Source organism: Streptomyces roseolilacinus (genome assembly GCF_014649335.1).
In the GTDB taxonomy this organism is placed as follows: Bacteria; Actinomycetota; Actinomycetes; order Streptomycetales; family Streptomycetaceae; genus Streptomyces; species Streptomyces roseolilacinus.
Genome location: NZ_BMSV01000012.1, coordinates 219,523 through 239,641, shown reverse-complemented (window position 1 = coordinate 239,641; position 20,119 = coordinate 219,523). Strand labels below are relative to the sequence as shown.

The window sequence follows — 20,119 nt, the reverse complement described above, 5'->3', positions numbered from 1 at the left end:
CATACGCCTCTGACCTGCCCGTTCCTACGGTGTGGCGTCACCGTAACGTCCCCGTCGACCACCAGGAAGTGGTGCCGATGTCGTCGCCCGCAAGCGCTCCTCCCGCCCCCGCCAGCCTCAAGCGCATCGTCGCCGCGAGTCTCATCGGGACCACCATCGAGTGGTACGACTTCTTCCTCTACGGGTCCGCCGCGGCCCTCGTGTTCAACACGCTGTTCTTCCCCGACTCGGATCCGCTCGTCGGGACGCTGCTGTCGTTCCTCACGTACGCCGTGGGGTTCGCCGCGCGGCCGCTCGGGGCGCTGGTGTTCGGGCACTACGGGGACCGGCTCGGGCGGAAGAAGCTGCTCGTGCTGAGCCTGCTGCTGATGGGCGGGGCGACCTTCGCCATCGGGCTGCTGCCGACCCACGCGTCCATCGGGAGCGCCGCGCCCGTGCTGCTGACGGTGCTGCGGCTGGTGCAGGGGTTCGCGCTGGGGGGCGAGTGGGGCGGGGCCGTGCTGCTCGTGTCGGAGCACGGGGACGCCGAGCGGCGCGGGTTCTGGGCGTCGTGGCCGCAGACCGGGGCGCCCGCCGGGCAGTTGCTCGCGACCGGGGTGCTGGCCGCGCTGACCGCGCTGCTGTCCGACGCCGCGTTCACGTCGTGGGGGTGGCGCGTGCCGTTCCTGCTGTCCGGGGTGCTCGTCCTGGTCGGGCTGTGGATACGGCTCTCCGTCGACGAGTCGCCCGTCTTCAAGGCCGCGCTGGAGCGCGCCGAGGCGCGCAGGGCCGCCGCCCCGGAGGCGGAGGCGGAGCGGACGCCGCTCGTCGCCGTGCTGCGGCACCACTGGCGCGACGTGCTGATCGCCATGGGCGCCCGCATGGCGGAGAACATCAGCTACTACGTCGTCACCGCCTTCATCCTCGTGTACGCCACCACCTCCGCGGGGCTCGGCAAGCAGGCCGCGCTCAACGCCGTGCTGATCGCCTCCGCCGTGCACTTCGCCGTCATCCCCGGCTGGGGGGCCCTGTCCGACCGCATCGGGCGGCGGCCCGTCTACCTCGTGGGCGCGGTCGGCGTGGGCCTGTGGATGTTCCCGTTCTTCGCCCTCGTCGACCAGGGCGGTTTCGGGTACCTGCTGCTCGCCGTGACGGTCGGGCTCGTCCTGCACGGTGCCATGTACGCGCCGCAGGCGGCGTTCTTCGCGGAGATGTTCGCGACGCGGATGCGGTACTCGGGCGCGTCGATCGGCGCCCAGTTCGCGTCCGTCGCGGCCGGTGCGCCGGCCCCGCTCATCGCGACCGCGCTGCTCGCCGAGTACGACAGCTCGACGCCGATCTCCCTGTACGTGATCGCCGCCGCGCTGCTCACGGTCGTCGCCGTGGTCTGCGCCCGGGAGACCCGCAACCGGGACCTCGCCGAGGGGGACGAGGAGCGGGAGGCGAGCGTGCCCGTGCCGGCGGACGCCGAGCGGTGAGCGAGTGAGGGGACCCCTCCGGCCGCGCCGGGTGCGCGGCCGGGCGGTGCCTCAGCGGGTCAGCGCCGGGGACATCAGGTGCAGCCGCAGGGCCAGCTGGATCTCCAGGGACCGGTCCGGGGACTGCCAGTCGCCGCCCAGCAGCCGGGCTATGCGCTCCAGGCGCTGGGCGACGGTGTTGACGTGGACGTGCAAGACGTCCTTGGTGCGGGCCGGGCTCGTCCCGGCGGCGAAGTACGCGTCGAGGGTGCGCACCAGGTCCGTGCCGCGGCGCCGGTCGTAGGCGACGACCGGGCCGATCGTGCGTTCCACGAAGCCGTCGATGTCGCGGGTGTCGGCGAGGAGGAGCCCCAGGAAGCCCAGGTCGTCGGCGGCCGCCCCCTCGCCCGCGCGGCCCAGCAGGGCCAGGGCGTCCAGGCAGCGGCGGGCCTCCGCGTACGCGGGGCCGATGGCGGCGGGTTCGGCGGCGGGCGCCTGCGCCGGGGCGGACGCGCCGACGGTGACCGGCTCGCGCAGGGTGCGGCCGAGGTCCAGCGCGGTGCGGCGGGCCACGTCGGCGGCCGTCTCGTCCGGGCCCAGCGGCAGCAGCAGGACCGTGCCGCCGTCGCGCGTCGACGCCAGGCCGCGGCGGGTCGCCGCCAGGTGCGAGGCCGCCGACCAGAGCCGCTGCCGGTCCGCGTGCGCCCGTGCCGCGGCGGGGGCCGGCCCGGGGCGGCCGGCCGTGACGCCGGCCGTGACGCCGGCGGGGGCCTGGCCCCGGCCGGCCGCCGCGCGGCTCCGCCCGGCGGTGCCCGCCTCCTTGCCGGAGGGGGCCGGGGCGGGGTGGCCGGGGGCCGCCCCGGCCGTGTCCTGGGCGGCGGGCGCGGCCTCGCCGGGCGGCGTCGCGGCGTCCGGGCGGTCCAGCCGCGCGGCCAGCACCACGTGCCGTACGTCGAAGTCCGCGTGGAGGCGCGCCGCGCGGTCCTTCAGGAGGCGGGGGTCGCGGTCGGGGGTGTCGATCAGGTCGTCCAGCAGCTCGCCCCGTACGCGCTGTTCGGCCTCGCCCGCCGAGCGGTGGGCGAGGAGCAGCAGGGAGGTGACCATCGCGGCGCGCTCCAGGGTCCGCCGGTCGACGGGGTCGAGGCGGCTGTTGCCGCGCAGGACCAGCGCGCCGAACACCTCGCCGCCCGCCGACACGGCCGCCACCCACGCGTCGCCGTGCCGGACCGCGCGCCCGTCGGCGGACGCCCTCGGCTGCCGGGACTCGGTGAACTCGACCGTGCCGCCCAGGACTTCCGACACCGCGTCCGCCACGTCCCGGACGCCGCCGCCGCGCAGGACCAGTTCCGTGAGCCGGTCGTGGACCTCCGAGGCCCGTTCGATGACGCCGCTGCGGTCGCGGATGATGCCGTTGGCCCGCTCCAGCTCGGTCAGTGCCGTACGGGTCTCCGCCAGGAGGTTCGCCGTGTCGATGGCGACCGCCGCGTGCGCGGCGAACGAGCCGAGGAGGGCGACCTGTCCGCGTTCGAAGACGCGGGCGCGGCGGTCCGCGGCGAACAGGACGCCGATGACCTGGCTGCCCAGGGTGAGCGGCACGCCGAGGATCGCCACCAGGCCCTCGTCGTGCACGCCCGCGTCGATGGTGCGCGTGTGCTGGAACCGGTCGTCGTGGAAGTAGTCGTCCGTGACGTACGGGCGGGCCGTCTGGGCGACGAGGCCGCCGAGTCCCTCGCCCATGCCGAGGCGCAGCTGCTGGAAGCGGGCCGAGACGGAGCCGTCGGTGACCCGCATGTACGTGTCGCCCGCGACCGGGTCGTTCAGGCTCAGGTACGCGACCTCGGTGCCGAGCAGCGAGCGGGCGCGCTGCACGATGGCGCGGAGCACCGCGTCGAGGTCGCGCAGGCCGGCCAGGTCGTGGGCCGTCTCGAAGAGGGCGGACAGCTCGGCCTCGCGGCGGCGGCGCCCCTCCAGTTCGGCGCGCACGCGCAGCGCGAGCTGTTTGGCCCGCTCCAGCTCGGCGAGCGTCGCGGCGTCCGCACCGTCCGCCCGGGCCAGGAGCACGGGCCTGTCGTACGCCTCGACGGCCGCGCCCCGGGCGAGGAGCTCCAGGTAGGAGCCCTGCCCGTGGGGGTGCCGCGCCTGCTGTTCTCCGGACATGGTCACAGGGATACCCGTCCTCCGTCGGGGTGCACCAGCCCTGCGGACGACCGCCCGGCCGCCTCGGGGGTCGGTCAGTGGGCGGTCCAGCCGCCGTCCAGGGCCAGTGAGGTGCCGGTGATGAAGGCGGCCTGCGGGGTGCAGAGGTAGGCGACGGCCTCGGCGACCTCGGCCGGTTCGACGAGCCGCTTCACGGCCGTGTCCCGGAGCAGGACGTCGGTGAGGACGCGTTCCGGCGGGATGCCGTGGGCGGCCGCCTGGTCGGTGATCTGCCGTTCGACGAGTGGGGTGCGCACATAGCCGGGGTTGACGCAGTTGGAGGTGACGCCGTGCGGGGCGCCTTCGAGGGCGGCGGTCTTGGACAGCCCCTCCAAACCGTGTTTGGCGGCCACATAAGCGGACTTGAAAGCAGAGGCGCGCAGCCCGTGGACGGAGGAGAGGTTGACGATGCGGCCCCACCCCCGGTCGTACATGTGCGGCAACGCGCCCCTGATGAGGCGGAACGGTGCCTCCAGCATGACGGTGAGGACCGTGTGGAAGACGTCGGGCGGGAACTGCTCCAGGGGGCGTACGAGTTGGAGCCCGGCGTTGTTGACGAGGACGTCGACGCCGGCCGCGGCCTCCTCCGCGGCGTCCAGGTCGGTGAGGTCGAGGACGTGCGGCAGGACCGGGCCCGGCAGGCCGCGGGCCCGTCCGGCCAGGGCGTCGAGTCCGTCCGCGTCCCGGTCGACCGCCCGGACCGCGGCGCCGGCCGCGGCGAGCCGCAGGGCGCAGGCGCGGCCGATGCCGCCGGCGGCCCCGGTGACGAGCGCGGTGCGGCCCGCGAGGTCCAGCGCCACGGGGCGGGGTGCGGGCGCGGTGTGGGGGCCCGGTCCGGTGGCGGGGCCGGGTGGGGGCGTGGGCGCGGTCATGTCCCGCACCCTAGGCAGCCCCGTACCCCCCACCCATATGGTCGCGACCCATACTTCAGTGGCTGGGCGTGGTGGAGAACCATGTGGGTTCGTCGGCGCGGGCCTGTTTGATGCGGAACAGCTGGCTCTCGTGCAGCTTGGGCAGGGCGTCGACCGGGAACCACCCGACGTCCAGCGCCTCGTCGTCGTTGACGCGGGCCTCCCCGCCGGTGGCGCGGCAGCGGAAGACGATGTCCGTGTACTGGCACTGGTCGCCGTTCGGGTACGTGACGGGCTCCGGCTGGGCCTCCACCATGACGACGCGCTCCGCGACGCACTCGACGCCGGTCTCCTCGCGCACCTCGCGCACGGCGGTGACGGCCGGCTGCTCCCCCGGTTCGGCGATGCCGCCGATCAGTGCCCATCTGCCGTCGTCGACGCGCCGCATCAGCAGTACCCGGTCGTCGTCGTCCAGGACCACGGCGGTGACGCCGGGCAGCAGGAGGAGGCGGTGGCCCGCGAAGGCGCGGAGGTCCTTGATGAAGTCCGGTGTCGCCATGCGTCCGACCCTACTGGTGGTCCGCCGCCGCTCCGGGGCCCGCCGCCGTCTCCTCCCGGCCCCGGGCCGCGCCGTCCCGCGTCGCGCCGTCCCGGGCCGCACCGCCCCGCACCGCACCGCGCCGTGCGCGCACGCCGCGGGCCGCCGCCCAGCCGAGGCCGCCGAGCGCGGCCGCGGCGAGCGCTGCCTCGGGCAGGACGCCCATGCGGGTCGCCGGGGTGAGCGAGGAGCGCAGCGGCACCTGCGCGACCAGGGCGTCCGGGGTGAACATCTTCGACTGCCGGACGATCCGCCCGTCCGGGAGGATGATCGCGCTGACGCCGCTGGTGACGGGGACGACGACGGTGCGGCTGTGCTCGACGGCGCGGACGCGGTCCATGGCCAGCTGCTGGTAGGTCATCTCGCTGCGCCCGAAGGTGGCGTTGTTGCTGGGGACGGAGAGGAGCCGGGCGCCGTGCGTGACGGTGTCGCGGACCGCCCAGTCGAAGGCCGCCTCGTAGCAGGTGGCGAGGCCGACGCGGGTGCCGGCCAGGTCGAAGACGCCGACCTCCTCGCCGGGGCCGAAGTCGCGGCTGACCCGGTCGACGTCCTTGTCGAAGATCCGTACGACGGACCGCATCGGGATGTACTCGCCGAACGGCTGGACGTGCCGCTTGTCGTAGGTGGCCACGGGGCCCCGTGCCGGGTCCCACTGCACGAGCGTGTTGCGCAGGTGGCCCGTCTCGGGGGTGAGGACGGCACCCACGACCGTCGGGACGCCGACGGCGCGGACGGCGCGGTCGATGACGGCGCGGGCGTCGGGGTTGCGGTACGGGTCGAGGTCGGAGGAGTTCTCCGGCCACAGGACGAAGTCCGGCTCGGGGACCCGGCCGGCCGCGACGTCGGCGGCGAGCTGCTCGGTGCGGCGCGCGTGGTTGTCGAGGACGGCGCGGCGCTGGGCGTTGAAGTCCAGGCCGAGGCGCGGCACGTTGCCCTGGACGGCGGCGACCGTGGCCGTGCCGTCCTCGGCGTCGGTGGAGACCAGCGGCAGGGCGGCGGCCGCGCCGGTGACGGGGGCCAGGGCGCACAGCGCGGCGGCGGCGAGCGGCCCGCGCGGGAGGGCGCCGGTGGCGCGGCGCACCAGGGCGAGGCGCACCACCTCGTACAGGCCGAAGCCGCACAGCACGACGGCGAAGCCGAGGACGGGGGTGCCGCCCACGGCGGCGAGGGGCAGGAACACCCCGTCCGCCTGCCCGAACGCGATCTTGCCCCAGGGGAAGCCGCCGAACGGGACGCGCGCGCGGACCGCCTCGCCGAGGACCCACACGGCGGCGGCGAACACCGGCCAGGCGGGCAGCCGCGACACGGCGGCGACGCCGAGGCAGGTGGCGGCGACGAAGAGCGACTCGACGGCGGCGAGCGCCAGCCACGGCACCGGCCCCACCTCCTCGCCGGTCCACACCAGCAGCGGCAGCAGGAACCCGAGGCCGGTGAGGGCGCCGAGGCCGAAGCCGGCCCGCGGGCGGCGCCCGCGCAGCGTCCAGCCGAGCAGGGCGAACGCGGGGAGCGCGAGCCACCACAGGGGGCGGGGCGGGAAGCTCAGGTAGAGGGCGGCCCCGGACAGCGCGGCCGCGGCGGGCCGCGCCGACCGGTGGAGCAGCCGCCGTCCGCGCGCCCCCTCCGGTTCGGCGGGTCCGGGTACGGCGACGGGGGTCATGGTGGCGCTCACCTGGCGGAGTCTACGGCGCGCCGCCGTGACGGGGGGAGCCGGACCGTTCCGCCCGCGGCGCACGCGCGGAGGGTTCCGGGGACCGGCGGGCGGCGCCCCGCGGCGGAGGTGGTGGCGGTGGCGGATCGTGTGCCCCTTCCAGGTCCCGGACACCGCCGGGACGGACTCGGGGCGGGGTGCCCGGCCGGGGGGACGCCGGGACGGGCCCGGGGGTGAAGTGCCCGGTCCGGGGACGCCGGGGTCCTCGGGCTCCCTCGTGTTCCGGAGCGTACCCGCACGTCCCCGGCGCTCGGGCCGCCGCGACCGGGTGAGGGGCGGGGCCCCGGGCCGATCGGCGGCCGGGCGCGGCCGTCCGCCGTGTCAGCCGGCCGTGACGGGGCCCTGCAGCAGCCTGCCCTCCGGGTAGGCGAGGGCGACGGCGGGGAGGGCGGACAGGCGGCCGCTGAGGAGCACCGTCAGGCCGGCGTCCGCCGCCGGGCGGGCGTCCGGCAGCGGGGCCGCGCCGATGCGGCGCAGCGCCTGGGCGGCGACGGCGTCCGCGGAGCCGTACAGCGACACGTCCCGGCCGGTGACGGGCCGCAGGGCCGTTCGGATGCGCTCCTCGACCAGCTCGTAGTGGGTGCAGCCGAGGACGACGGTCGTCACCGCGGGCGGGGTGAGCGCGGCGGCCGCGGCGATCGCGGCGTCGATCCGCTCCTCGTCGGCGTCCTGGACGGCGTCCGCGAGGCCCGGGCAGGGGACCTCCGTGACGTCCACCCCGGACGCGAACTCGGCGATCAGCCGCCGCTGGTAGGCGCTTCCGGTGGTGGCGGGCGTCGCCCAGATGGCCAGGGGGCCGCCGCCGGAGGCGGCCGGCTTGATCGCCGGTACGGTGCCCACGACGGGGATGTCCGGCTCCAGCGCGGCGCGCAGCACGGGCAGGGCGTGGACGGAGGCGGTGTTGCAGGCGACGACGAGGGCGTCGGGCGCGTGCGCGGCGGCGGCGCGGGCCACGGCCAGGGCACGCGCGGCCACGTCGTCCGGCGTACGGGGTCCCCAGGGCACGCCGTCGGGGTCGGAGGAGAGCACGAGCTGGGCGTCCGGCCGCAGCCGGCGCACCGCGGCGGCCGCCGCCAGCAGGCCGATCCCGGAGTCCATGAGCGCGATCTTCACCCGGTCACCCTAGCCGACCGCCCTCACCCGGGCCCCGTTGTGGGGCAGACTGCGGCGGATGAGCGTGATTGCGTGGATCGCCCTGGTCTCCTGTGCGGTGTGGGCGTGGCTGCTCCTGGGGCAGGGCCTGTTCTGGCGCACCGATCAACGGCTGCCGCGCGGCTCGGTGGAACCGGAGCGGTGGCCGTCGGTCGCGGTCGTCGTCCCGGCCCGGGACGAGGCGGAGGTCCTCCCGGTGAGCCTGCCGTCGCTGCTGGCCCAGGACTATCCGGGCCGGGCGGAGGTCGTCCTCGTCGACGACGGCAGCGAGGACGGCACCGGGGACCTGGCCCGCGCGCTGGCCGAGCCGAGCACCGGGAGCCGGGCGGAGGGCGGGGACCGCCCCGGGAGCCCGGCGGACGGCGCGGTCCCGGCGGACGGCGGGAGGCGGGCGGCGGGAGGCGGTGACCGGGCGGAGGGCGCGGGCCGGACCGGGCTGCCGTTGACGGTCGTGTCGCCGGGGCCGCCGGAGCCCGGCTGGACGGGCAAGCTGTGGGCGGTGCGGCACGGCGTCGGGGTGGTGTGCGCGCGCGACGAGGGCGCCCCGGACTTCCTCCTCCTCACCGACGCGGACATCGCGCACGCCCCGGACAGCCTGCGCCGGCTGGTGGCCGCGGCCGTCTCGCACCGCCTGGACCTCGTGTCGCAGATGGCGCGGCTGCGGGTGTCCGGCGCGTGGGAGCGGCTCGTCGTACCGGCCTTCGTCTACTTCTTCTGCCAGCTGTACCCCTTCCGCCGGGTCAACCGCGACGGCGCCCGGACGGCGGCCGCGGCGGGCGGGTGCGTGCTGCTGCGCACGGAGGCGGCCGGGCGGGCCGGGGTGCCGGACGCGGTCCGGGACGCGGTGATCGACGACGTGGCCCTGGCGCGTGCGGTGCGCCGCGCCGGCGGGCGGCTCTGGCTGGGCCTCGCGGAGCACGTCGAGAGCGTGCGGCCGTACCCGCGCCTCGCCGACCTGTGGCGGATGGTGGCGCGCAGCGCGTACGCCCAGCTGCGGCACAGCGGTGCGCTGCTGGCCGCGACGGTGGCCGGGCTGACGCTGGTGTACCTGGCGCCGCCGCTGTGCCTGGTGATCGGGGTGGGCGGCGGGGACGCGGCGGCGGCCTGGGCGGGCGGCGCGGCGTGGGCGGTGATGGCGGGCACGTACGCGCCGATGCTGCGCTACTACCGGCAGCCGCCGTGGGCGGCCGCGCTCCTGCCGCTGACGGCCGCCCTCTACCTGCTGATGACGGTCGACTCGGCGGTCCGGCACCACCGGGGGCGGGGCGCGGCCTGGAAGGGCCGTACGTACCCCGCCCCGCGGGCGGCGGCGGACCGGTGAGGGGCGCGGGGCGCGGTCACTTGCGGCCGGGGGTCCAGTTCATGCCCCAGCCGTACGCGCGGTCCACGGTCCGCTGGGGGCTGACCCCGCGTGCGGGGACCAGGTAGCGGGCCTCGCGCCGGACGACGAGGTCGCCGTCCTGACGGGTGATCAGGGCGAGGGCGCAGACCGTGGAGGGGACGGTGCACTCGTCGAGGCAGAACTCGATGGGCGCGCCCCGGAACGGGGTGAGCGTGACGGTGGCGTGCAGGTCGGCGAAGCTGCGGGCGCCCTCGTAGATGGTGACGAAGACGAGGATGCGGCGGAAGGCGTCCTTGTGGTCGAGGTTGACGGTGAGGTTCTCGCCGGTGTCCACGGCGCCCGTGCGGTCGTCGCCGTCGAGGTGGATGTAGGGCGGGTGGTGCAGCGCGCCGAAGGTGTTGCCGAGCGCCTGGACGACGCCCTTGCTGCCGTCCTCCAGCTCGAAGAGGGCGCACAGGTCGAGGTCGAGGTCCGCGTGGTGGGCGAAGGCGCCGCCGCGCTTGGCGCCCCAGCCCCGGAACTGCTTGCGCACCTCCCAGTTGAGGTTCACGCGCAGGGCGCCGGAGGTGCCGCCCTGCTTGGCGAGCGACACGGAGGGGGCGTCCTTCGTCAGGGTCACCTTCGACAGCCGTACGGGCGCGGGCGCGGGTGCGGGCGGCACCGGAGCGGGGGCGGGCGTGGGAACGGGCGGCACCGGAGCGGGGGGCGGCGCCGGACGCGAGGGGGCCGCCGGCCTCCCCGGCGCCGGGGCGCCGGAGGCGGGCGCGGCACCCCCGGCGGGCGCGGTACGGGCCGGGGACCCGGACTGCTGCGGTTCGTCGACCGTGATGCCGAAGTCCGTCGCCAGCCCCTCCAGCCCCGTGCCGTACCCCTGCCCCACCGCGCGGAACTTCCAGGCGCCCTGCCGCCGGTACAGCTCGCCCATGATGAGGGCGGTCTCCACCGTCGTGTCTCGGCCGTCGAACCGGGCGACCTCCGTGCCGTCCGCCGCGTCCAGCACCCTGACGCACAGGTCCGGCACCTGGCGGAACGTGCCGCCGTCCGCGGAGGCGGCCAGGACGATGCGCTCCACCGCGGCCTCGACGCGCGGCAGGTCGACGGTGAGCGTGTCCGTCACGGACGCGCCGGAGGTCCGCTTCCCCTCGTGGCGCACCGCGCCCGAGGGGTGCGCCGCCTGGTTGTAGAAGACGAAGTCCGCGTCGGAGCGCACCTTCCCCGACACGAGCAGGAGGGCCGAGGCGTCGACGTCGGGCGCCCCCGGAGCCGAACTCCAGCCCAACTCGACGCGAAGACTTCGCGTCGGTACCGGAACATTGGCTCCCTTAAGCATGGACATGCCGCCCCCCTCGCGTTCCGAGCCCCGGATGTCTCGTGTGGCGGCCACGCTAATCCCGCCGGTTGCGCCGTGCCCGGCAGACTCGTCGGTAACCCCTCGCCAGCTCGGCTTTTACACGATCATTACGCGCGGGGGTGACCGTTTTCCCCGGGTTCGTCACATTGGTGTTCCACAGCCGCACAAGATGCGTCAAACAACCCGCTTATCGGCCTTCCACCCGGCACATCGTGGGCTTAACTTAGGGCCATGACCTCCCCCCGTGCCTCGTACGGCGGTGCGTACTACCACGCGCCGTCGTTCCCGGACACCCCGATCTACGACTCCCTGGTCGCAGAGCGGGGCACGCCTCAGATCGCCCCGATCCGAGTGCCCGCCGCGTACGACACCGGCAGCTCGTACCTGCCGGCGCTGCCCGCGGCCCTCCCCGCCCTCCCGGCGGCCCCCTCCCCGCAGCCCCCGGCCCCCTCCTACGGCGGCGGCTACGGCTACCCCCAGCAGGCCCCCGCGCCGCAGCACGCCCCGATGCAGCACGCGCCGGCCCCGTACGTCCCGCAGCAGGCCACCGCCCCGCGCGGCTACCCGGGTCCGCAGGGCCCGCAGCCGATGCGCCCCGTCGCCCCGGCCGCGTCCGGGTACGAGGCGATGCGCCCCGCCGCGCCGGTGGCCTCCGGCTACGAGGCGATGCGTCCCGCGGCGCCGGTCGCCTCGGGGTACGAGGCGATGCGCCCCGCCGCGCCGCGCCCCGTGCCGGCGCCCGCGGCGCCGTACGACGATCCGTACCGGCGGCCGTACCAGGGGGGCGGCTACTGACGACGGGGGCCGGCACGGCGGGCACCGGTACGGACGGGGACCGGGAACCGACCTGATGCCGGCCCGGAGCCGCTGGCAGGATGGGACCCATGCCGAGTGACGAGGTCATCTCCCAGCCCGCCCTGAGCTCCCTGCACATCCACCCCGTGAAGGCCCTGGGGGGCTCCGCGCCCGCGCACGCGGTCGTGGAGCCGTGGGGCCTGGCCGGGGACCGCCGCTGGATGGTCGCCGACCGGGACGGCAAGGCGGTGACCCAGCGTCAGTACGCCGTGCTGGCACCCGCCTCCGCCGAGCCGCTGCCCGGCGGCGGGGTACGGGTGTCCGCGCCCGGCCGTACGCCGCTGACCGTCTCCGTGCCCGACCCCGCGGGCGGCACGGTCGTCGTGGACGTGTTCGGCACGAAGGTCGACGCCGTGCCCGCCGGACCGGAACCGGACGCGTGGTTCAGCGACCACCTGGGCGCCGACGTGCGCCTGGTGCACATGGACGACCCGGCGCGCCGCCGCCCCGTCGACCCCGCGTACGCGCGCGCGGGCGAGACCGTCAGCTTCGCCGACGGCTTCCCGCTGCTGGTCACCACGACCGCGTCCCTCGACGCCCTCAACGCGCTCGTCGCGGCGGGCGACCACGCCGACGAGGGCCCGCTGCCCATGGCGCGCTTCCGGCCCAACCTCGTCGTCGGCGGCACCACCGCCTGGGAGGAGGACCGGTGGGCGCGGATCGCCGTCGGCGAGGTCGCCTTCCGCGTCGCCAAGCCGTGCAGCCGCTGCGTCGTGACCACCACCGACCAGCGCACCGGCGCCCGGGGCAAGGAGCCGCTGCGCACGCTGACGCGGCACCGCAAATCCGGCGGAAAGCTGCTCTTCGGCCTGAACCTCGTCCCCGAGTCGACGGGAACCCTGCGCGTCGGCGACCCGGTGCGCGTCCTCGCCACCCGCGACGACGCGTGACACCCGCCCCGGACGGTCCGTCGGGCGGCGCCGCGCGCGCCGGGTGAACGGCACCGGCGCCGGGGCCGAGCGGGCAACCCGGCACCCCCGTGCGCGCTACGGTGGGACACCGGTCGGTGAGCGGGCGGCCGCGAGCGCACGAGGTGGGGGCAGAGCAGCACCATGGCACAGGGCACGGTCCAGGTCACGCACGGCGGCACGTCGCGGTGGCGGCGCCGCACGGGCGAGTACGCCTCCCTCGCCGCGGCCCTGGAGGCAGCGGCGGACGGCGACGTCCTCACCGTCGCCCCCGGCACGTACCGGGAGAACCTGGTGCTGCGGCGCGCCGTGACGCTGCGGGGCGCGGACGGCGCGGTGGGCTCCGTGCGGATCGCCCCGGCCGACGGGGTGCCGCTGACCGTGCGCGCCTCCGCGACCGTACGGGACCTGCACGTGGAGGGGCAGGACGCGGCGGCGCCCGCGCTGCTCGTCGAGGACGGTACGCCGGAGCTGCTGGACCTGCGGATCGTGACCCGCTCGGCGGTCGGCGTGGAGGTGCGGGGCGCGGCCCGGCCCACGGTGCGGCGGTGCACGGTCGACAATCCGGCGGGCGTCGGCATCGGCGTGCTGGACGGCGCGGGCGGCGTGTTCGAGGAGTGCGAGGTCGTCGCGGCGGGCCAGGCCGGGATGTCGGTGAGCGGCGGGGCGCATCCGCGCATCGAGCGGTGCCGGATCCACCACGCCTCGGGGGCGGGCCTCTCCGTGACCGGGGAGGACAGCGGCCTGGAGGCGATCGGCTGCGAGGTGTACGAGATCCGCGGCAGCGGCGTGCGCATCGGCGGGCGGGCCGTGGCGCACCTGACCGACTCGGTGGTGCACCGCACGTCGGCGGACGGGGTGACGCTGGACACGGACGCGGTGCTGACGCTGTCCGACTGCGACATCCACGACGTGCCGGAGAACGCGGTCGACCTGCGGTCCCGGTCGGTGCTGACGCTGACGCGCTCGAAGGTGCGGCGGTTCGGGCGCAACGGGCTGTCGGTGTGGGACCCCGGCACCCGCGTCGACGCCAACCAGTGCGAGATCCACGACAGCACGGGTGACTACCCGGCGGTGTGGGTGAGCGACGGGGCGACGGCGGTGCTGGAGGCGTGCCGCGTCCACGACGTGCCGGACGCGCTGTTCGTCCTCGACCGGGGGTCGCGGGTCGACGTGGTCGACAGCGACCTGTCGCAGGTGCGGAACACGGCCGTGTCCGTGAGCGACGGGGCGACCGCGCAGCTGGACGACTGCCGGATCCGGGACGCCGCCACGGGCGCCTGGTTCCGCGACCACGGCAGCGGCGGCACGCTCGCCGGGTGCGCGTTCGACGGGGTGCAGACCGGGGTCATCGTCAGCAAGGGCGCCGACCCGGCGGTGGAGCGGTGCACGGTCACCTCGCCCGCGGAGGCCGGTTTCTACGTGTCGGCGGAGGGCCGCGGCACGTTCACCGGCTGCCGGGTCACGGGCAGCGGCGGCTACGGCTTCCACGTGATGGACGGGTGCCGGACGACGCTGCGGCGGTGCCGGACGGAGCGCTGCGCGCGCGGGGGCTACGAGTTCGGCGAGGACGGGCCGGTCACCGACGGGTGCACCAGCGACGAGAGCGGCATCGCCGGCCGCGTCGGCTCCGCCCCGCCGGCCGGGCCGGTCTCGTCGCCGGCCGGGGCCGGCGCGTCCGCCGTGGCGACCGCGACGGCGGCGCCCGCTCCCGGCGGGCTGCTCGGCGCGGTCCCGGCGCAGGCGTCGGTCGCGGCGCCCGCCCCGGAGCCGGTGCGCGCCTCGCAGGACGTGCTGGGCGAACTGGACGCGCTGGTCGGGCTGGAGAGCGTCAAGCGGGAGGTCCGCACGCTCACCAACATGATCGAGGTGGGGCGCAGGCGGCAGGAGGCCGGGCTGAAGGCGGCGTCCGTGCGCCGCCACCTGGCGTTCACCGGCAACCCCGGCACGGGCAAGACGACGGTGGCGAGGCTGTACGGCGAGATCCTCGCGTCCCTCGGCGTCCTGGAGCGCGGCCACCTCGTCGAGGTGTCGCGGGTGGACCTGGTCGGGGAGCACATCGGGTCCACGGCGATCCGTACGCAGGAGGCGTTCGACCGGGCGCGCGGCGGGGTGCTGTTCATCGACGAGGCGTACGCGCTGTCCCCGGAGGACTCGGGGCGGGACTTCGGGCGCGAGGCGATCGACACGCTGGTGAAGCTGATGGAGGACCACCGGGACGCGGTGGTGGTGATCGTCGCCGGGTACACGGCGGAGATGGAGCGGTTCCTCACCGTCAACCCCGGTGTGGCGTCCCGCTTCTCCCGGACGATCAGCTTCCCCGACTACACGCCCGACGAGCTGCTGCGGATCGTGGAGCAGCAGGCCGAGGACCACGAGTACCGGCTCGCCGACGGGACGGCCAAGGCGCTGCTGCGGTACTTCGAGGTGCTGCCGAAGGGGTCCGCCTTCGGCAACGGCCGCACCGCGCGGCAGACGTTCGAGTCGATGGTGGAGCGGCACGCGGGCCGGGTCGCCGCGCTCGCCAGCGCGAGCACGGACGACCTGAGCCTGCTCTACCCGGAGGACCTGCCGGAACCGCCGTGAGGGGCGCCGCCGCCGGTGTCGTCGGAACCGGTGCCGCGCTGCCGGGGCACCGGGAGGGGCGGGGCGGGGGGCAGCCGGTCGAGAAGCGCGGCCCGTTCGCGGGCGAACGCCGGGTCGGCCTGGTAGTCGGCGTGGCCGAGGACCGGTTCGGGCAGCGGGTGGTCGTGGGTGCGGCCGTAGACGACGGGGTCGCGCAGGGGCGCGTGGTCGACCTCCGGCCTGCCCTCCTCGGCGGGCAGCCGGACGGGGCCGCCGATCGGGTCGGTGCGCCGCCACAGGTTGCGCCAGCAGTGCACCTCGCGGTGGAGGGCGGTGAGCGGTTCGCGGCCGAAGTAGGCGGGGAACCACCGCCCGTACAGCCGCTCCAGCGGTGAGCCGTAGGTGAGGAGCGCGACGCGGCGGCGGGTGGTGTGCGGCAGCTGCCAGACCGCGGCGGCCGCGAGGACGCTGCCCTGCGAGTGGCCGGAGATGACGAGGCGTCCGCCCGTACGGCCCGTCCAGGACGCCATGCGCCAGGCGAGGTCGGGTACGGCGCGCTCGGCGTAGCAGGGCGGGGCGAAGGGGTGGGCGGCGCGCGGCCAGAACGTGCCGACGTCCCACAGGATGCCGATGGTGCGGCGGGCGGAGGCGTCGCGGTAGGCGCGGCGGCCCCAGGTGACGAACAGGACGAAGCCGAGGCCCACCAGCCAGGAGCCGAGCGCCTGGCAGCCCTCGGCGGCGGCGTCGAGGAAGGCGGGCGCCCCGTCGAACGCCTTCCCCGGTACCGTGCCGGTCCCCCAGGTGCCGGCGATGCCGGCCGCGCCGAGCAGCAGGGTGGCGGCGGCGAGCAGCCCGACGAGGACGGGCGCGGCGTCGGTGAGTCCGGCGGCGGCGCGCACGCCGGCGATCCGGCGGGTGCGGGTCCGGTCGGGCTTCTCCCCCGCGTACTCGGCCTCGACGACGGGGGCGAGGCCCCGCGCGGTGAGCGCGGTCCGCACGACGAGGAACACCGTCGGGACGAGCAGCAGGAACAGCAGGACGGGGATGGCGGCGGCCTGCCAGCTGAGCAGCAGGGGCGGCCCGGCGAGCGGGGTGTCCCCCGTGCCGGGCGTGCCGGAGCCGTCGAGCCAGTCGGCGACGCGCTGGGCGACGCCGCCCGCCATGACCCCGCCGAGGGCGCAGGCCAGCACGGCGACGGCGGGCCCGGCGAGGCCGTGCAGCGCGGTGCGCGGGTCGGGGGCGCGGCGGTGCAGGCGTACCGCGACGGCGGCGAGGACCACGATGAGGACGCCCTGGCCGAGGAGGAGGACGCCGAACGTGGCGTCGCCGGGGAGGGCGCCGGAGGACCGCCAGCCGGGCCGGGACCAGGAGGCGTACAGGGCGGCGAGGAGGAGCAGGGCGGCGGCGGAGGCGGGCAGCCGGGCCACCAAGGCCCGGTCGAGGCGGCCGTCGAGGCGGCGCTCGCTGCGGCCCCGCCGGCAGACGACGGCGACCACGACGACGGCGAGGACGGCGACGGCGCCCTCGACGCACCAGCCGAGGGCCGCGCGGAGCGTCGTGCCGTCGGCGTCCCGGTCGTGGCGGGCGGCGGCGCCCACGACGGCGGCGGCGACGGTGAGGAGCCCGGCGGCGGTGTGCGCGGCACGGAGCCGTGCGACCAGGCGGCGGCCGTACCAGAAGCCGGGGCGGCCGAGGGCGGGGCGGTCGTCGTGCTCGTCCTCGCCGCGCGGCGGACGCTGCGCCTCGTAGGCGGTCCAGGTGCGGCGGGACAGGTACCACAGGAGGGCGACGAGCGCGGTGGGGACGACGGCGGCGACGGTCAGGCGGCGGCCGGGCTGGGACCACCAGCCGCCCTCCGACGCGGCGAGGAAGCCCAGCCAGGAGCGGCTCTCGGTGCAGGCGGCGGCGCCCGCGCACTGCCACGCCGCCAGGTCGAGGGCGACCTCGCAGGCGGCCGCGGTGAGGAGCACGGTGAGGCTGAGCGCGACCAGCCGGACGAGGACGCCGTACAGGCGCGCGGAGCGGCCGTGCCCGGTGGCGGGCGGGCGCATCCAGTGGGCCAGGTTGACCACCATGAACGGCAGGAGGAGCAGCCACAGGGCGCGGGTGCCGTTGCCGGAGGTGAGGTTGCACCAGCAGTACGCCTCCGGGACGGGGCCGTCGCGGAACCGGTCGGGCTCGTCCTCGGCGCGTAAGTCGGCGGTCCGCCGGTACACGGCGGCGGTGTCGTCGCCGGTGACGCGGACGGTGCGGGGCTCGTCGAGCATGTCGTCGGGGGTCGTGCCCCCGACGCCGTGTACGAGGAGTTCGAGTGCGGGGCCGGGGCCGCGCGGCTCCGGCGCGGGTTCGGGTGTGGCTGGGGACACTTCGGTGCTCGCTCTCTGCGGCAGGGGTGGGCGGCGGGGCGACGCGGCCGGCCCGGCCGGTCGGGGCGGGGTGCCGCACGGCTCTCCCGTAATCTCCCCGCGGTCCCCCCACATGAAGCGCGTGGCAGGATGTGCCTGCTCGGCCACCTGCGCGAACGGCGGACCCATGACGTACGGACCCACGACCACGGAAGGACCGGCCCCTGCGGTGAGCGACAACCAGAACCTCCTCGCGGAGCAGCGGCGCGCCTTGATCCTCGACGAGGTGAGGCGGCGCGGCGGGGTGCGGGTCAACGAGCTCACCCGCCGGCTCAACGTCTCGGACATGACGGTGCGCCGCGACCTGGACGCGCTGGCACGGCAGGGCGTGGTCGAGAAGGTGCACGGCGGCGCGGTGCCGGTCGCGGAGGCGCGGACGCACGAGCCGGGCTTCGAGGCGAAGTCGGCGCTGGAGCCGGGCGCGAAGGAGGACATCGCGCGGGTGGCGGCGGCGATGGCGGCGCCGGGCAGCGCGATCGCCCTGTCCGGGGGCACGACGACGTACGCGGTGGCGCGGTGGCTGCTGGACGTGCCGGACCTGACGGTGGTGACGAACTCGGTGCGGGTCGCGGACGTGTTCCACTCCGCGCCGGCCCCGGAGCCGGGCGGCGGGCCGCGGCCGGGAGCGGCGACGGTGGTGCTGACGGGCGGGGTGCGCACGCCGTCGGACGCGCTGGTGGGCCCGGTGGCGGACCAGGCGATCGGGATGCTCCACTTCGACGTGCTGTTCCTCGGGGTGCACGGGGTGTCGGTGGAGGCGGGGCTGTCCACGCCGAACCTGGCGGAGGCGGAGACGAACCGGCGGCTGATCCGGTCGGCGCGGCGGGTGGTCGTCGTCGCGGACCACACCAAGTGGGGCAAGGTCGCGTTGAGTTCGTTCGCCCGGCTGGAGGAGGTGGACACGCTGGTGACGGACGCCGGCGTGTCGGAGGGGGTGCGGGCCGCGATGGCGGAGCACCTGCCGGGTCTGGTCGTCGCGGGCCGGGAGGCGGGCCTGGCGGGCGCGGCCGGGCCGGCGGACGAGCGGCGGCGGGACGGGGCGTGAGCGTCTTCCGCATCGAGCGGCGCACGGGGCTGCCGCCGGCCGAGGCGTGGCGGCGGGTCACCGACTGGCAGGCGCACGCCGTGGGGGTCCCGCTGACCCGGGTGAGGGTGCTGACGCCGGGCCCGCCGGGTGCGGGCACGCGGTTCACGGCGCGTACCGGGATCGGGCCGCTGGGCTTCGACGACCCGATGGCGGTGGTCCGCTGGGAGCCGCCGGGCACCGGTCCGGGAGGGCCGGGGGCGGGGGTGTGCCGGCTGGAGAAGTACGGGCGGGTGGTGCGCGGCTGGGCCGAGATCGCGGTGTGCGCGGAGGGCCCGGGGGCGCGGGTGACGTGGGTGGAGGAGCTGCGGGTGCGCGGGCTGCCCCGGTGGGCCGACCCGCTGCTGGCCCGGGCGGGGCGGCGGGTCTTCGGCCGGGAACTGGACCGGCTGCTGCGCGGGCGCGGTCCGGGCGGCGCCGGGGCGGCGGCCGCGGGCGGGTGACGGCCCGTCGGGCGGGCTGACGGGCCGTCGGCCGGGCGCTCAGCCGTGCCAGACGCCGGTGGCGAGGAACTCGTCGAGCGTCGCCGCGTACGGGTCGATGTCGAGACCCTGCTCCGTCAGCCACGTGTCGGAGTAGTACTTGTCCAGATACCGCTCCCCCGGGTCGCAGATCAGCGTGACGACGCTGCCGGTGCGGCCCTGCGCCACCATCTCCGCGACGATCTTCAGCGCGCTCCACAGGCCGGTGCCGGTGGAGCCGCCCGCCTTGCGGCCGATGGCGTTCTCCAGGGCGCGCACGGCGGCGACGCTCGCGGCGTCGGGGACCTTCATCATGCGGTCGATGGCGCCCGGCACGAAGCTGGGCTCCATGCGGGGCCGGCCGATGCCCTCGATGCGGGAGCCGCAGTCGCTGGCGGCGTGCGGGTCGTCGCGCGTCCAGCCCTCGAAGAAGCAGGAGTTCTCCGGGTCGGGCACGCAGACGCGGGTGTCGTACTGCATGTAGTGGACGTAGCGGGCGATGGTCGCGGACGTGCCGCCGGTGCCGGCCGTGGCGACGATCCACGCGGGCTCCGGGTACCGCTCCAGGCGCAGTTGCTGGTAGATGGACTCGGCGATGTTGTTGTTGCCGCGCCAGTCGGTGGCGCGCTCGGCGTAGGTGAACTGGTCCATGTAGTGCCCGCCGGTGTCGGCGGCGAGGGCCGCGGCCTCCTCGTACATGCGGCGCGGGTCGTCGACGAAGTGGCAGCGGCCGCCGTGGAACTCGATGAGGCGGATCTTCTCGGCGCTGGTGGTGCGCGGCATGACGGCGATGAAGGGGACGCCGATCAGGCTCGCGAAGTACGCCTCGGAGACCGCGGTCGAGCCGCTGGACGCCTCGATGACGGGCCTGCCGGGGCGGATCCAGCCGTTGCACAGGCCGTACAGGAAGAGGGAGCGGGCGAGGCGGTGCTTGAGGCTGCCGGTGGGGTGGGTCGACTCGTCCTTGAGGTAGAGGTCGATGCCCCAGCGCTCGGGCAGCGGGAAGCGCAGGAGGTGCGTGTCCGCCGACCTGTTCGCGTCCGCCTGCACCTTTCGTACGGCGTCTTTCAGCCAGGTCCGGTAGGCCGGATCACTGCGGTCGACGTCGGCGGTCGCGGTGGGCGCGGGGCCCCCCGCGGTCGCGCCGGCGTCCGGTCCGGCCGGCTCGGGCTGCTCAACGGTCGTCACGCGTCACTCCTCGTCATCC

At 76.4% G+C, this 20,119-nt stretch carries 15 protein-coding genes; 7 read left to right on the top strand and 8 right to left on the bottom strand.

The annotated features are described in order from the left end of the window. Window positions 1-77 precede the first annotated feature (77 nt). The gene (locus tag IE106_RS26200; RefSeq protein ID WP_189537685.1) at window positions 78-1,457 is read left to right on the top strand and encodes an MFS transporter; all 1,380 of its coding nucleotides are present in this window, start codon (window positions 78-80) and stop codon (window positions 1,455-1,457) included. A gap of 51 nt (window positions 1,458-1,508) precedes the next feature. Here the strand turns inward: IE106_RS26200 and IE106_RS26195 are convergent, their stop codons facing one another. The 5 genes from IE106_RS26195 to IE106_RS26175 all read right to left on the bottom strand — a co-directional run bounded on the left by IE106_RS26195 (window position 1,509) and on the right by IE106_RS26175 (window position 7,902). Continuing rightward, entirely contained in the window at window positions 1,509-3,593 is a 2,085-nt protein-coding gene (locus IE106_RS26195; RefSeq protein WP_189537710.1) for a helix-turn-helix domain-containing protein, read from the bottom strand. Between the two features lie 74 nt (window positions 3,594-3,667). Beyond that, window positions 3,668-4,504 (bottom strand): 3-hydroxybutyrate dehydrogenase, encoded by an 837-nt coding sequence (locus IE106_RS26190; RefSeq protein WP_189537684.1) that lies wholly within the window; start codon window positions 4,502-4,504, stop codon window positions 3,668-3,670. A gap of 55 nt (window positions 4,505-4,559) precedes the next feature. Beyond that, window positions 4,560-5,042, bottom strand: a complete 483-nt coding sequence (locus IE106_RS26185; RefSeq protein ID WP_189537683.1) for an NUDIX hydrolase — start codon at window positions 5,040-5,042, stop codon at window positions 4,560-4,562. Window positions 5,043-5,052: 10 nt separating this feature from the next. Then, a complete protein-coding gene (gene lnt / locus IE106_RS26180; protein ID WP_229840779.1) occupies window positions 5,053-6,750 on the bottom strand; it encodes an apolipoprotein N-acyltransferase in 1,698 nt (565 codons plus the stop codon). Window positions 6,751-7,110: 360 nt separating this feature from the next. Beyond that, a complete protein-coding gene (locus IE106_RS26175) occupies window positions 7,111-7,902 on the bottom strand; it encodes a glutamate racemase (RefSeq protein WP_189537682.1) in 792 nt (263 codons plus the stop codon). Window positions 7,903-7,960: 58 nt separating this feature from the next. Between IE106_RS26175 and IE106_RS26170 the strand changes: the two genes are divergently transcribed. After that, window positions 7,961-9,262, top strand: coding sequence for a glycosyltransferase (locus IE106_RS26170; RefSeq protein WP_189537681.1), 1,302 nt, complete (start codon window positions 7,961-7,963; stop codon window positions 9,260-9,262). Window positions 9,263-9,278: 16 nt separating this feature from the next. Here the strand turns inward: IE106_RS26170 and IE106_RS26165 are convergent, their stop codons facing one another. Continuing rightward, on the bottom strand, window positions 9,279-10,613 hold the full coding sequence (locus IE106_RS26165; RefSeq protein WP_189537708.1) for a TerD family protein: 1,335 nt from the start codon (window positions 10,611-10,613) through the stop codon (window positions 9,279-9,281). A gap of 252 nt (window positions 10,614-10,865) precedes the next feature. Here IE106_RS26165 and IE106_RS26160 point away from each other — a divergent pair, with 252 nt between their 5' ends. The 3 genes from IE106_RS26160 to IE106_RS26150 all read left to right on the top strand — a co-directional run bounded on the left by IE106_RS26160 (window position 10,866) and on the right by IE106_RS26150 (window position 14,983). Beyond that, window positions 10,866-11,429, top strand: coding sequence for a DUF6643 family protein (locus IE106_RS26160; protein ID WP_189537680.1), 564 nt, complete (start codon window positions 10,866-10,868; stop codon window positions 11,427-11,429). Between the two features lie 89 nt (window positions 11,430-11,518). Beyond that, window positions 11,519-12,379 carry an MOSC domain-containing protein gene (locus IE106_RS26155; protein WP_229840776.1) on the top strand — a complete coding sequence of 287 codons (861 nt, stop codon included), beginning with the start codon at window positions 11,519-11,521 and terminating at the stop codon, window positions 12,377-12,379. Between the two features lie 162 nt (window positions 12,380-12,541). Further along, entirely contained in the window at window positions 12,542-14,983 is a 2,442-nt protein-coding gene (locus IE106_RS26150) for a right-handed parallel beta-helix repeat-containing protein (RefSeq protein ID WP_189537679.1), read from the top strand. Here IE106_RS26150 and IE106_RS26145 read toward each other — a convergent pair. Further along, a complete protein-coding gene (locus IE106_RS26145; RefSeq protein ID WP_189537678.1) occupies window positions 14,953-17,328 on the bottom strand; it encodes a hypothetical protein in 2,376 nt (791 codons plus the stop codon). The genes IE106_RS26150 and IE106_RS26145 overlap by 31 nt on opposite strands. Before the next feature lie 208 nt (window positions 17,329-17,536). Here IE106_RS26145 and IE106_RS26140 point away from each other — a divergent pair, with 208 nt between their 5' ends. After that, window positions 17,537-18,412: a DeoR/GlpR family DNA-binding transcription regulator gene (locus IE106_RS26140; protein WP_189537677.1), complete on the top strand. Its 876-nt coding sequence runs from the start codon at window positions 17,537-17,539 to the stop codon at window positions 18,410-18,412. After that, window positions 18,409-18,894 (top strand): SRPBCC family protein, encoded by a 486-nt coding sequence (locus IE106_RS26135; RefSeq protein WP_189537676.1) that lies wholly within the window; start codon window positions 18,409-18,411, stop codon window positions 18,892-18,894. Before IE106_RS26140 ends, IE106_RS26135 begins: the two co-directional genes overlap by 4 nt. Before the next feature lie 39 nt (window positions 18,895-18,933). Here IE106_RS26135 and cds1 read toward each other — a convergent pair whose 3' ends face one another. Next, the gene (cds1, locus tag IE106_RS26130; RefSeq protein WP_189537675.1) at window positions 18,934-20,100 is read right to left on the bottom strand and encodes an L-cysteine desulfhydrase Cds1; all 1,167 of its coding nucleotides are present in this window, start codon (window positions 20,098-20,100) and stop codon (window positions 18,934-18,936) included. Between the last annotated feature and the right edge of the window lie 19 nt (window positions 20,101-20,119).